Origin of the sequence: Flavobacterium sp. N1994 (assembly GCF_025947145.1) — a bacterium.
Lineage (GTDB): Bacteria > Bacteroidota > Bacteroidia > Flavobacteriales > Flavobacteriaceae > Flavobacterium.
The window spans coordinates 772400-785992 of record NZ_CP109999.1 but is presented as its reverse complement, the minus strand read 5'-3'; the positions used below and the strand labels follow the sequence as shown (position 1 = coordinate 785992).

Genomic DNA, 13593 nt, shown 5'->3' with positions numbered 1-13593 from the left:
ATTATAGCTTACTAACCTTCAAAGCAGTTTTAGGCAAACCCATATAAAACCCATCTCCTTTTTTAAATAAAATAAAGAAAAACAAGAGAAGAAAGAAGAAGAAAAAAGTCCAAATTTAAACTTATCCCTAAAAGAAAACAGAGAACCCAAAACTCATAACTCATAGCCCAATCCAAGAAAAAATTGGTTTAATTGGTGATAATAAATATGATTTATAATGATTTTCGATAACAAAATTTAGACGAATGGTCAATTAAAGCAGTTGGTTGAGATCTTCAGTGTATGTAATTCGTAGCTTTTTTAGGCTAAATAACGATTAATTTTCTCAGTTCAAAAGGTGAAGTTTTTTTGTATAATAAACTTCTGAAAATAGAATATAATTTAAAGTATGAAACAAATACTTGTTATTTTACTAATAGTACTGTTTTTGCCAGTACGTTTTTATTCCCAAACAACGGTTACTCTAACTTCACAAGGAACATCTTCTTTGACAGTTCCGGCCGGAGTGACCTCATTAACGGTATACTGCTGGGGAGCCGGAGGTGGGCCTACCGGAAATGCAACTGCAGCATGCAGCGGTGTAATTTAGAAAGAACATAAACAAATTTTTTGCTTGTTGTCTGTCTTGAAGTTTCAGTTCTTGAACTAGGTAGTTGTAAAAATCTACTTTAAATGCTGCTTCATACTTTACATCAACTATATTTTGTTCTTCCATAATATTCAGAAGTAATATAGGTTGAGAACACTTTGCATCTATAAGAGCTAAACCTTAATTTCTTAATTCTTCTTTGTAGATTGGAATAACCGGATGATGAACTCTTCTTCCAAAAGTATCTCTTGAAATCTTTACTTCATAACCCAATTCATTAAGTGAATTTTCGATTATAGAATACCCTCTAAATTTTCTATGATTTTCTAATTCTATTTCTTCAATTCCTTATGTGGTATCAATTAGGAATTTATATTTCATACAAATCCCAATAGATACTTTGTAATAGCGCTTTTCTATGGATTCAAACAATAATTTAGGATGTTGCTCAATTCTAGTGAAAGGTAATTCACTTTTTGAGTTATAAATTTTGAATTATAAGTCATGAGTTTAATAAAATCATAACTCTTTAGCAAAAGTAACTCAAATTTCTAACAATATAAAGGCATAGCCGTATCTAACAATCTATTATATTTGTCAAATGCAACTATCGGTTATCATCCTTAATTACAATGTGCGCTACTTTTTAGAGCTGTGCGTGTTGAGCGTGCAAAAAGCCATACAAAATATGGATGCCGAAATTATTGTCATCGATAACCATTCTTCTGATGATAGTTGCGACATGATGAAACAGCGTTTTCCTACTATCAAATTGATTGAAAACAAAGAAAACTTAGGCTTCCCAAAAGGCAACAACATCGCAGTCAAAGAAGCCCAAGGGGAATACATTTGCATTCTAAATCCGGACACGGTTGTGGCTGAAGATACTTTTGAAAAGGTGCTGGCTTTCGCCCGAAAACAATCTGATTTAGGAATTGTAGGCTGTCAATTAATAGACGGAGCAGGAAACTTTCTTCCTGAAAGCAAACGTGGGGTTCCAACGCCATGGGTAGCTTTTACTAAGATTTTTGGCTTGTACAAATGGTTTCCTAAATCATCGCTATTCAATAAATATTATGCCCACCATTTATCCGAAAATCAAACCGGAAAAGTAGACATTCTAGTAGGAGCGTTTATGGTAATGAAACGAGAATTGTATACGGATTTAGGTGGATTTGATGAAGACTGCTTTATGTATTCGGATGATATTGATTTAAGTTATCGTTCACTACAAAAAGGAAAATCCAATTATTACTTTGCAGAAACTACCGTTATCCATTATAAAGGGGAAAGCACCGTTCGAGATCAAAAATACATGAAGCATTTTCAAGAAGCCATGCAGTTTTTTTATAAAAAGCATTTCCGAAAATCAATTTTGTTCGATTGGATGATGCAAATAGGAAGTTTTATTTTTAGCAAAATAAAAAAAAATCAGCAACACAATAGTATTTTTTATCCAGATGAAACGGTTCTTTTTTCTAAAGAACTTTTAAATTCCAAATACGCTTTAGGTAAAATTACTTATTCAAAGTTGGAGCCATTAAAAATTAATCCCGCTCTAAAATACGAAATGATATTTGATACTCAGTCATTTTTATTCCAAGAAATCATCGGTTTTATGAAGAAAACAAAAGGAAAAAATAGCGCTTTCAAAATGTTTTTACCACAGTCCAATTTTATAATTGGAAGCAATCACGCAAACGATAGAGGAATAATTAGAAATTTATCAAAAATTGAATAATTCTTAGTGTAGGCTCAAAACAATTAGTATTTTTGCAATCGAAATTAAACCACACAACTTTAGTTTACATATATGGCAAAGTTTGAATTGAAATTACCTAAGATGGGTGAAAGTGTTGCGGAAGCAACCATTACAAATTGGTTAAAAAACGTTGGTGAAAAAATCGACGCCGATGAAGCTGTTTTGGAAATTGCTACAGACAAAGTAGATAGCGAAGTGCCAAGCGAAGTATCAGGAACTTTAACCGAAATTTTATTTCAGGTAAATGATGTGGTAAAAGTGGGACAAACCATTGCCATTATTGAAACAGAAGGTGGTGGAGCCGTTGGGAATGGAATTCCTGAACCAAAAGCTGAAACTGTCGCTCCAGCAGTTGCCGAAGTAATAAAAACAGTTGAAGTGGCTCAGGCAAACGCAGCTCCGGCCGATTTTAAATCTTCAGATAAATTTTATTCTCCTTTAGTAAAAAATATTGCCACCGCTGAAGGTATTTCTGTGGCCGAATTGGAAACCATCTCAGGTTCTGGTAAAGACAATAGAGTAACCAAAGAAGATATTTTAAATTATATCAAAACTAGAGGAAGTCAACCAGCAGTTGCTGCTCCAGTAGCTTCTCAACCAGTTGCAACACCAGTAACTCCATCAACTCAAGCTGTTCCAGTTTCAGTAAATGGCGGAGACGAAATTGTAGAAATGGACCGTATGCGTAAACTGATTTCAGGGTATATGGTAGCCTCAGTACAAACATCAGCACACGTACAATCATTTATCGAAGTAGATGTTACCAATATTGTTAAATGGAGAGACCGTGTTAAAAATGCCTTCGAAAAAAGAGAAGGTGAAAAGCTAACATTTACCCCAATCTTCATGGAAGCCGTGGCCAAAGCCTTAAAAGACTTCCCAGGTATGAACATCTCTGTTGATGGTGATTTCATTATCAAAAGAAAAAATATCAACTTAGGAATGGCTGCAGCTTTACCTAACGGAAACTTAATCGTTCCTGTTATTAAAAATGCAGACCAACTAAACCTTGTCGGAATGGCAAAAGCCGTAAACGATTTAGGAAACCGTGCCAAAGCCGGAAAACTAAAACCAGACGATACCCAAGGTGGAACTTATACCGTAACCAATGTCGGAACTTTCGGTTCTGTATTCGGAACACCAATCATCAACCAACCTCAAGTAGGAATTCTTGCCCTTGGTGCCATCAGAAAAGTACCTGCCGTTATCGAAACTCCAGAAGGAGACTTTATCGGAATCCGTCAAAAAATGTTCTTATCACACTCTTACGATCATAGAGTAGTAGATGGAGCATTAGGAGGAAGCTTCGTAAAACGAGTAGCCGATTACCTAGAAGCATTTGATGTAAATAGAGAGTATTAGGAAATAAAAAAAGGTGTTCATTTGAACACCTTTTTTGTTTATCGGGTTTTATTGATAATATCAGGATTATCAATAGATATGACTCGGTAATCAAAATTATTTTCTTTTTCTAATGTATCAATTACCCCATTAATTTTACTTTTTATCATTCCTCCTAATTTGTGGGAGTAAATAAAAATCACGGTGTTCTTAGAATTATCCAGTTGCAGATTTGTCAAAAATGGGATTTCTGAGGCATCCGACTTTTTAATACCCTTATCATCAGCTATAAATAGTTTGTAGAGCGATGTCATCTGACCCGAACAACTTTTGATACTCAATTGTTCAGCACTAACAAAATAGCTTTTATTAGCAATACCATAATAAGTACTCAACCTTTTGGAGACAATTTCAGACATGAAAGTAGTAAGTTCGTCATCCTTTAAAATAATTATTTTCTCTTTTGCAATATGATTTTTTTTATTGACAGTCTCGATGTACTGTTCTTTCGAGTCATAAGTTTTTTTATTATTAACGTTTTCAACCGTTGAATAAATAGACGTACAAGAGGCTAAAAACACTATAACTAACAAAAAGGATAACGATTTTAATTTCATAAAGGTTTATTTTAAAGGTACTTTGACTAAAATTTCATCATTAGTAAAAGTAGGAATATATTCTCCTTTAATAATAAAAAAATCTTTAGATAATGAATAATCAGCATCAAATCCAAAATTTTTAAAATCTTCAGCAGTATATTCTTTTAGTTTAGTAATCTCAATAGGGAAATGCAATGTTGCAGACTTACCATCAACAGAAACTTCGGCAACAATCGTAGCAGTCTTAGTCAAAGCATTATATTTTGACTTACTTGTTCTTGAATTATCAACACATTCTACGGTCCATGTTCCATCCGAGCAAATTGAAAATCTTCTTGTGCAATTTGTAGAAAGTCTATGTAATCTTAAACAATCAAAATCAAAATAGGCAACAGCGTGTTGACCTTCCCCACAATGATAATTAGAAAGGTTGGGTCTTTGTGCATTAGCATTTAAAAATAAGAAAGTAGTAGCAAAAAAGCTAAATAATAAATTTTTCATCTTGTTGTATAATTTTTAATTAGTCACAGCCTCATTACTTGTCGTCCAAACATGTTATAAATAAGACTGTTTTTTTTTAATGGCTGGTTTTATCACGATACTATTTATAAACCAACCTTATAAAATAAATAGTAGCTTTCTATTTTTATCTAGTACAAAAAACAGAAAAAATTTTTGTAAGGTGTCACTTTGTGGAGGTAAACCACTTCTTTACCCTGTTAATAATTTATATCGTTTTGATAGCCTAAATTTAAAAAGAGGAATGCCTCTTTTGGTGTACAAAAAGTGTACTTTTTTTAAATGTACATGAATCTTCAAGTAGTAACATTAGTATTTGAAATACACAATTTTAAAAACCGTAAAAGATGTAAATTATATTCCAATTGATGTAACATTCTAACGGTAGGGTACGAGTACATTTGTTTCGTAAAATTAAATTCAAATAGTTATGAAACAATTAATTAGCAGTGTGCTTTTCTTATTTATGTACGTTATTTCTTCTGCACAAGAAATAAAAACTACCATTGTAGTAGATTCGGTTCAAACAAAAATCCAATCGAGTAAAGCCGTAATAGATGAAAAAAAATCGGAACTGAAGTCAGATCTTCACGATCAAAAGGAAATCACCAGAGATCAAGAACGAAATGATGAAAAAGCAACAGACCAAAGAAGAGAATTAGCCAAAGAGCAAAAAAAACTCAAAAAAGAACAAAAGCAAGTTCAAAAAGAAAACAGAGCCATCGCGGATAATAATGATAAACTCAATGATGCCAAAAAATCGGAAATCAGGTTAAATCAAAAATTAGTAAATGCCAATAGAGACCTAGCAAAACTTCAAGAAAAATATGAAAGCAAAAAAAACGAAGGCCATTTATCTGAGGTAGAAAGCAGCCAATTTGAAGTTAAAATCACCAAAAAACAATTGGAAGTAAAAAAATTAGAAGAGGACCTCCTTTCCAATTTAAAAAATAACCAATAATAAAAACCGCTTCTGATTTTGAGACATAATAATATTTTTAATTATCCAATGTCATTAAATAAAAGATAGCATTTCAATATTGTCGTCGGTAGTTTCAATGTTGACTTCCGCCATTTCAATGTTGACTTCCGCCATTTCAATGTTGACGTTGGCCATTTCAATGTTGCCGTCAGCAGTTTCAATGTTCTAGTTGGCATTTTCAAAGTTGACTTCCGCCATTTCAATGTTGCCGTCAGCAGTTTCAATGTTCTCGTTGGCATTTTCAAAGTTGACGTCCACCATTTCAATGTTACCGTCAGCAGTTTCAATGTTATCATTGGCCACTTCAAAGTTGCTGTTGGCATTTTCTATTGGGTTACCTATTTTACTAATTTAATCAGTAGTTACAGTAAACTCGCTTTCAAAGATTTTAGTAAAACTAGGATGGTCCTCAAAAAAATCAACAGGATAATAAACTAACTCGGCTCTCTCCAACACCGTTTGATAAAAACGTTCCAATTTTAGTACTCTCGGTTTAAAATTAAAAGTAACGGAATTAGTTTCTTTAAGAACTCTTTCGCAAAACTCTGAACAATAAAGGGTAGTGTTATCATTCAAACTAAAGGAATAATCAAAATATATTTTTTTAGAAGTATAGTATTTACATATCTTTTTGAGGTTTTTAAAATCAACAACAGGGTTATCACATTTCCAAACACTCAAATAATACACACTCTCATTGATAAAGCTTTTCAAATCACTCACAACAAGTGCCGTTTGCATCGTATCAATATCCACCACATGATAAATTTTTAAGACATTATGCTCCAAAAATCCAATACCTACGTGGGTAATTTTCTTGTCGTGAATATTAAATTTCTCGGCAATGATTCCCGATTTGGTTTTTGTTCCCCGACTAAAAATATAAATCGTGTTCTTTTCCAATTTTAAATTGGCAATGTTATTCTGAGAATTCCCATGGATTACAAATAGTAAACATATGAAATAGCAAGCAATAGCTATTGCTTTAGAAATAATTCGATACATAAGAAGAGATTATTTTACACTGATATTCAAGGTAAACTTAAAGGCAACATTATCTTTAAATTCTGGATTCGTATAAGCACCATAACGATAGTAAGTGCCAAAACCAAAGCCAATATTGGCCACATTCAGATAATTCATTTTGACTATATTGTCAAATTGTAAACCAGATTCGACATAAAACTTATCTTTTGTTTTAAAATCGATAAACTTATGAAAGCTACTATTAGAAAGAGTTCCCCAACCCACATTAGTATGCAAAGAAATACTTGGTTGAAACTTTCTAGCCTTAAAAAGTAATCCACCAAAGTTATGAGACAAAAACAATGTAACATATTCATCCGATAAAAACTCATACGGAGCCATAGTCTGAAAGGTATTCTTCATGATAAGTAAAGCATTAGTATCATAACTTCCTTCTCCAGTAAATAACAATCCATAGGGTAGAGGACTATCAATATAACCCGCTTCGAGAGTATATTTTGTACTTCCCAAATTCTTAGTGTAAAAAGAGTGTTCAACAGCTGCTTCAACTTTAGTATAATTAAAATCGCCTTGCAATACATTTTTAAATCCTTTTGAAAAAGAAAGTAACACTACAGGATATTTTGTTCCTAAACTAACCGTCTGATGAAAAGAATTGACCAATTTTTCTTTGTAAGCAAATCGCAAATTAACATTCAAAGTAGTGTTTTTGTAGTTGGTAAAAGAGTTTAGGTTGTCATCAAACACATAACTGTACTTTGGATTAGTAGTAGTTTGATGCAACATGAAATCCCAAACCAAATACCTCAAACTTCTAAAATGCACACTAAAAGTATTTTGTTTTATTTGATCGTATTGATAACCAATAAACTTTCGATAATTCAATAAGTTTTCCCCAAAGGAGTCCAACCCATAACCACCTGTTTCAATTAAATTATTTTGATACTTAATACCAATGGTAACTTCATTTCTCTTTGAAATTTTATAACGTACTTCACCACCATATTTATAGTCTTTATCCCTAATGCCATACCCCAAAAAACCCCCTAAACTAATTTTTTTTGAAACCCTATCATTCGTCCATAAACCCGAGCCAACCCTAAGGCCTTCATACTTGTTATAAACAAAAGTTTTAGACAAGTCAATGTCAATCGCATGGAGAGGAATCCTACTTTGAGCTATTTTTTCAGCAAAGGTTAAATAGGAATCAAAATTGTTTTTTATTCCAATGCTATCAATCACTCGATAAGTTTTTACTTCGGTAGTAGTAAGTTTTTCATTGCGATACTTTTGCCAAAAGAGACTGTCTTTATGAGTGGCATTTTCATCTAACCTAACTTCCTCCAAAGAGAATTTCTTCTTGTCTAAAGCAGTATTTAAACTAATATTACTAAGGTAACTTTTACCATCAAGAGTTATAGGTGTTTTTGTATTGGGTAACTCATTAAAAACCAAACTAAAATTTAATTGTTCAGGAAACCAATACTCGTTGTTAATCAATGTATAGCGCTGTTGAATTTTAATATCTATTTTCCCTTTTTCAAACGGAGATGCTATTACATTTTGAACTGCATATTGGTTAGTGTTGATATATAACAATCCCTTTAGACCTTCAAAGTTTTTATCTTTCTTGGGTTTAAAGGATAGAATATAAATAGTATCTCTTTCACTGTGAATAGTATCTTCAATATGAAACTTATACTTATTCAAACTCCCTTTACTAATAGGATTTAGATAATTAATATCAAATAACTTGATATTGTCCTTGTAAAATGAAAAAGGTTGAAAATCAGTAGCAATAGTAGCAAAAGAAGGGTCCTGAAAGCCAGACACTTTACTGCCAATAACAACTTCTTCACTGCTATTGGGTTTTACAAACTTCTTTTCAGTTACCGATTCCATCATAAAGAAATGAATCCCCTTAAGTTTATTCCGAATTTTTATACTATCGGTTTTATCAGCACTAGTTGATTTGTAATCACAAATGATTTTGTTATAAGAAGTATATTGAAACGAATTGATGTTTTCAGGATTGTTCTTTTCCTTATTAGCAATCACTTTTTGAATGATGGCATTGGCAGGATTCTCCTTAGTTGGTATGACAATTTCGTCAAGTTTGTTTTGTGATGGACTTAATTCAATGAAAAACTTTGAATAGCTTTTCTTGTCCACTTGAATTTCTGTTTTATCATAACCAACATAACTACAGGTTATTTGAACTGAATTAGAAAAGGTTTTAAATGAAAACGCACCATTCATATCCGTGATAAGCTGTGTTTTAGTATTGATAAGTATATTAGCAAAGGCAAGCTGTTCTTTGGTTTCTTTATCAATCACAATACCATGAAGTAAGTCTTGACCATAAGACATGGTCAAGACTAAAAAAAGAAATACGGTGCAAAGTTTGCCCTTCATTATTTAAACAGTTTAGTATCGAGTCTATTATTTTTGTTTTTCACTCTCTCCAAATATAGCTCCCAAAACACCTCCAAGCAAACCACAAACAGGGCCACAAATAGCATTTCCAGTTGTAATTCCAATGCCTACCCAACAAATCCAACAACGATTAGCTTGAGGTTGAAAAGTAGCCCCATTAGTATTTACGGTATTAAAAACTGCTAATGTTGACAAAACCATTTGTTTTTCAGAACTTGAAATTTTACTCTTAGTAACATCATCGACAAGGCTAGCTAAATCTGTTGTTTTTAATGATTTCAACAAAATATCTTTAGAGTAACTTGTCAAATTTGAGTTACTAATAGCTGTTTCTACTGTGGTACTCTTTAAAGAGTTTACAATTTTAGCAAATTCTTCTAACTTCATACCATAACTTAAAGATAATTTTTTTGTGTAATAATCCAAAGTTTCTTGATTTACATCTTTAATTTTTCCTGCTTTATAATCCTGAGAGATTAATTTATAAGCATTCATAAAATCATCTCCAACATAGTTGTAAGGATTGTTTTTTTGAGCGTTACAAAGATTTGTAAAAGCAAACAAGGCAATGATGCCAAATAATAAATTTTTCATAAGTTTGTGAATAATTTTTAATTATTGGCAGTCCTACTTTTGTCGTCCAAACATAATGTAGTAGGGCTGCTTTTTTTTTAGTTGGTTTTGTCGTACTACTATTTAATAACCAACCTTATAAAATAAATAGTAATGCTCTGTTACTGTTTTATACAAAAACCAGAAAGCCATTTTTGTATCGTGTCACTTTGTGGAGGTAAACCACTTCCTTTACCTTTTATAAAGTTTAGGTTGTTTTGATTTAGTAAATGTAAAAAGTAGGATTGCTCTTTTAGTGAGCAAAAAGTGTACATTTTGAAGCTTATTTAAAATCAAATAGTCAAATATTTCCTAGGCAATCATCTATGAGCTTTTGAAGTAAATTAGGGAAGTTGTGTTTATGTGTTTAGGAATCAACTCATTCCTATGCCAAACGGTTTTTTTGTTTAAAAAAATGCAAAACTTTTTATAATTTCGATAAACGGTAACGCCAATATTTTATATTTGCGAGCTTAACTTTTGATAATGGAATTAAAACTCAACAGACCCATTTGCTTCTTCGACCTAGAAACTACAGGAATTGATGTCGCTAAAGATAGAATCGTGGAAATCTCAATTTTCAAAGTCTATCCCAACGGCAACAAAGAAAGTAAAACCTGGCTGGTGAACCCAACAATTCCTATTCCGCCACAATCTACAGCAGTGCATGGAATTACTAATGAAAAAGTTGCTAATGAACCTACCTTTAAAGAATTAGCTGGTCAAGTACACAATATGATAAAGGATTCTGATTTGGCTGGATTCAATTCGGACCGATTTGACATTCCACTTTTAGCCGAAGAATTATTACGTGCTGAAGTTGATTTTGATATGAAAAACCGAGTGTCAGTGGATGTACAAACCATCTTTCATAAAAAAGAAGAAAGAACGTTAAGTGCTGCTTATAAATTTTATTGCAACGAAAGTCTAGAAAATGCGCACAGTGCAGAAGCAGATACTATGGCAACTTACGAAATTCTTAAAGCGCAATTAGATCGTTACGAGGATTTAGAAAACGATATGAAAACACTTTCTGAATATACTACTCGTAAAAAATCAGTTGATTTTGCTGGCTTCATTGCTCTAAATGCTGAAGGGCAAGAGATTTTTACTTTTGGTAAACACAAAGGTGCTTTGGTTGATGAAGTTTTAGATAAAGAACCCGGTTATTTCGGTTGGATCCAGAATGCTGAGTTTCCTTTGTACACTAAAAAAGTGTTGACAGGAATTAAATTGAGAAAACTAAACAATAAATTCAGTTAATTTTCGTTTAAGAATCATGAAGATTATTTGCATCGGAAGAAATTATGTGAATCATATAGAGGAGTTAAAGAATGAACGCCCGGATGAACCTGTTATTTTCTTAAAACCCGATACAGCAATAGCCCCGAAAAAACTTCCGTTTTTCATCCCTGCTTTCAGTAATGAAATTCATCATGAAGTGGAGATTTTGGTCAAAATCAATAAAGTAGGGAAGTACATCGATACTAAATTTGCTCATAAATACTATGACGAAATTGGTCTAGGAATTGATTTTACAGCAAGAGATGTCCAAAATAAATTAAAAGAAAAAGGATTGCCATGGGAAAAAGCCAAGGCATTTGACGGTTCCGCTGTAATTGGTGACTTTGTTTCAAAAAACAATTTTAATTCAATTGAAAATATTAACTTTGAACTAACCAACAACGGGAATACCGTTCAAAAAGGAAATACCAGCCACATGTTGTGGAAAATTGATGAAATCATTTCGTATGTTTCGCAATATTTCACCTTAAAGAAAGGCGATATTATATTTACAGGAACACCTGAAGGCGTTGCCAAAGTAGCACCAAATGATGTTTTAGAAGGATTCATAGAAAATAAAAAACTATTAAGAATACACATTAAATAATGGCAATAAACTACAACCTAGCAAAAGTGTACGCACTTTCAGACAACGATCCTGAATTTGTTATGCAAATCATTACTTTGTTTGTTACTGAGGTACCTCAGGACTTGAAACAAATCGATTTAGGTATCAAAACCAAAGACCACAAACTAGCTTACGCCTTTGCTCACAAAATAAAACCAAGTTTGGATTTATTAGGAATGAGCGTAGCCTTTGAGGAAATTCTTCAAGTAGAAGCTTGGACAAAAAGGGAAGGTAAACGCAAAGAAATCACCGATACTTTCGAAAGCATTCAAAGTCAAGTAGAGAAAGCAGTAAAAGAAATTAAGAAAGATTTCGAAATGTAAAATAAGAAGCGAAGGGTTCGGGAGTTATCAGTAATGGCAATTCCCGCTTTTCGTTACAATATCCCGATAAATCGGGATGATTTTCTCTACAATCGGGGCTATTAAAGTTTCCGTTTTCTTTTTGTAAACAAAACTCAGCAACTATCGAATGAAAGCAACCATAGTCACCATTGGAGACGAAATTTTAATTGGGCAAATTGTTGACACCAACTCAGGTTATATTGCCAAAGCATTAGATAAAATCGGTGTGCAAACTCACGAAATGCTCTCCATTTCGGATGACAAACAGCATATATTAAACACCTTTGCATCACTTCAAAATAAAGTTGATTTAGTTTTAATCACTGGAGGTTTAGGTCCAACAAAAGATGATATCACCAAGCATACTTTTTGCGAATACTTTGAAGATACTTTAGTGGTAAATCAAGAGGTCTTGGCTCATGTCACAGCCATAATTGAAGGGTTTTACAAACGTCCCATTACCCAATTAAACCGTGATCAAGCCTTAGTTCCTTCTAAATGTGAAGTGCTTTTCAATAAAATGGGAACCGCACCAGGCATGTGGATGAAAAAGGAAAATACCGTTTATATTTCGTTACCAGGCGTTCCGTATGAGATGAAATACATTGTTGAAAACGAAATCATTCCCAAAGTAGTAAAAGAATACAAACGTCCTTATATCATTCATAAAACAATACTCACTTACGGTCAAGGAGAGAGTATGATTGCGGAACGTATTGAAAATTGGGAAAACAACCTCCCAGAATATATAAAATTAGCCTATTTACCCAACCCAGGAAGAGTGCGTTTGCGTTTAACCGCGAGAGGAGAAAATAAAGAAATTTTAGAAAATGCGATTCAAGAAAATATAGCTTCATTAACCAAAATCATAGGAGATATCATCGTAGGATTTGATGAAGAGGATACTATAGAAGTAGTCTTGGGTAGATTGTTATCGAAACAAGGAAAGACTATTTCCACAGCTGAAAGTTGTACAGGTGGAAAAATTGCCCAAATGTTTACCTCAGTGGCTGGTTCGTCTCAATATTTTAGAGGAAGTGTAGTGAGTTACGCAACGGATACAAAAGTTTCCGTTTTAGGTGTTTCTCAAAGCACTATAGATGAACATTCTGTTGTAAGTGCATCCGTTGCAAAAGAGATGGTTTTAGGAATTAAAAAACTCATGAAAACAGACTATGCTATTGCAACTACGGGTAATGCAGGACCAAGTAAAGGTAATACAGATGCTGAGATAGGCACTGTTTTTATAGCTTTAGCAACACCTGCTGAAATTATTGTTGAAGAATTTAATTTTGGGCAACCTCGCGAAAAAGTGATAGATAGAACAGCAAATAAAGCCCTAGAAATGTTGCAAAAAGAAATTATGAAAAGTACTTTCAACTAAAATAGGAATGTTAATAAATTTGTTCAAAAAAGATATTCTTTTCTACACATTAAAAACAAATAAAAAAAAAAGAAAAAAATCTGCGATATTTTTTTTGTTACTACAATATATTTTCATTAAGTTTGC

14 protein-coding genes are annotated in these 13593 nt (G+C 32.8%); 8 read left to right on the top strand and 6 right to left on the bottom strand.

The genetic code is table 11. The features are described 5' to 3' along the window. Positions 1-388: 388 nt before the first annotated feature. The 3 genes from OLM53_RS03710 to OLM53_RS03700 all read left to right on the top strand — a co-directional run bounded on the left by OLM53_RS03710 (position 389) and on the right by OLM53_RS03700 (position 3713). Entirely contained in the window at positions 389-589 is a 201-nt protein-coding gene (locus tag OLM53_RS03710) for a hypothetical protein (RefSeq protein ID WP_264521714.1), read from the top strand. Positions 590-1190: 601 nt separating this feature from the next. Next, the gene (locus OLM53_RS03705) at positions 1191-2330 is read left to right on the top strand and encodes a glycosyltransferase family 2 protein (protein WP_264521713.1); all 1140 of its coding nucleotides are present in this window, start codon (positions 1191-1193) and stop codon (positions 2328-2330) included. 72 nt (positions 2331-2402) lie between these two features. Further along, on the top strand, positions 2403-3713 hold the full coding sequence (locus OLM53_RS03700; protein WP_264521712.1) for a dihydrolipoamide acetyltransferase family protein: 1311 nt from the start codon (positions 2403-2405) through the stop codon (positions 3711-3713). Positions 3714-3751: 38 nt separating this feature from the next. On the opposite strand, the gene OLM53_RS03695 is transcribed toward OLM53_RS03700, so the two are convergent. Both OLM53_RS03695 and OLM53_RS03690 read right to left on the bottom strand, forming a co-directional pair. Beyond that, entirely contained in the window at positions 3752-4309 is a 558-nt protein-coding gene (locus OLM53_RS03695; protein WP_264521711.1) for a hypothetical protein, read from the bottom strand. Between the two features lie 6 nt (positions 4310-4315). Further along, on the bottom strand, positions 4316-4792 hold the full coding sequence (locus OLM53_RS03690) for a hypothetical protein (protein WP_264521710.1): 477 nt from the start codon (positions 4790-4792) through the stop codon (positions 4316-4318). Positions 4793-5240: 448 nt separating this feature from the next. On the opposite strand from OLM53_RS03690, the gene OLM53_RS03685 reads away from it, so the two are divergent. Continuing rightward, positions 5241-5771: a hypothetical protein gene (locus OLM53_RS03685; RefSeq protein WP_264521709.1), complete on the top strand. Its 531-nt coding sequence runs from the start codon at positions 5241-5243 to the stop codon at positions 5769-5771. A gap of 186 nt (positions 5772-5957) precedes the next feature. On the opposite strand, the gene OLM53_RS03680 is transcribed toward OLM53_RS03685, so the two are convergent. From OLM53_RS03680 to OLM53_RS03665, 4 genes are read right to left on the bottom strand one after another with little or no spacing between them, the layout of a single operon-like run. After that, positions 5958-6095, bottom strand: a complete 138-nt coding sequence (locus tag OLM53_RS03680) for a hypothetical protein (RefSeq protein ID WP_264521708.1) — start codon at positions 6093-6095, stop codon at positions 5958-5960. Positions 6096-6143: 48 nt separating this feature from the next. Beyond that, positions 6144-6797 (bottom strand): hypothetical protein, encoded by a 654-nt coding sequence (locus tag OLM53_RS03675; protein WP_264521707.1) that lies wholly within the window; start codon positions 6795-6797, stop codon positions 6144-6146. Between the two features lie 9 nt (positions 6798-6806). After that, the gene (locus OLM53_RS03670) at positions 6807-9194 is read right to left on the bottom strand and encodes a DUF5686 and carboxypeptidase regulatory-like domain-containing protein (protein WP_264521706.1); all 2388 of its coding nucleotides are present in this window, start codon (positions 9192-9194) and stop codon (positions 6807-6809) included. Between the two features lie 27 nt (positions 9195-9221). Continuing rightward, positions 9222-9809: a hypothetical protein gene (locus OLM53_RS03665; RefSeq protein WP_264521705.1), complete on the bottom strand. Its 588-nt coding sequence runs from the start codon at positions 9807-9809 to the stop codon at positions 9222-9224. A 504-nt stretch (positions 9810-10313) separates the two neighbouring features. On the opposite strand from OLM53_RS03665, the gene OLM53_RS03660 reads away from it, so the two are divergent. The 4 genes from OLM53_RS03660 (at position 10314) to OLM53_RS03645 (ending at position 13467) form a co-directional block, all read left to right on the top strand. Further along, the gene (locus tag OLM53_RS03660) at positions 10314-11090 is read left to right on the top strand and encodes a 3'-5' exonuclease (RefSeq protein ID WP_264521704.1); all 777 of its coding nucleotides are present in this window, start codon (positions 10314-10316) and stop codon (positions 11088-11090) included. A gap of 16 nt (positions 11091-11106) precedes the next feature. Beyond that, a complete protein-coding gene (locus OLM53_RS03655) occupies positions 11107-11718 on the top strand; it encodes a fumarylacetoacetate hydrolase family protein (RefSeq protein ID WP_264521703.1) in 612 nt (203 codons plus the stop codon). Next, positions 11718-12062 (top strand): Hpt domain-containing protein, encoded by a 345-nt coding sequence (locus tag OLM53_RS03650; protein ID WP_264521702.1) that lies wholly within the window; start codon positions 11718-11720, stop codon positions 12060-12062. Before OLM53_RS03655 ends, OLM53_RS03650 begins: the two co-directional genes overlap by 1 nt. A 148-nt stretch (positions 12063-12210) precedes the next feature. Next, a complete protein-coding gene (locus tag OLM53_RS03645) occupies positions 12211-13467 on the top strand; it encodes a CinA family nicotinamide mononucleotide deamidase-related protein (RefSeq protein ID WP_264521701.1) in 1257 nt (418 codons plus the stop codon). The last annotated feature ends 126 nt before the right edge of the window (positions 13468-13593 follow it).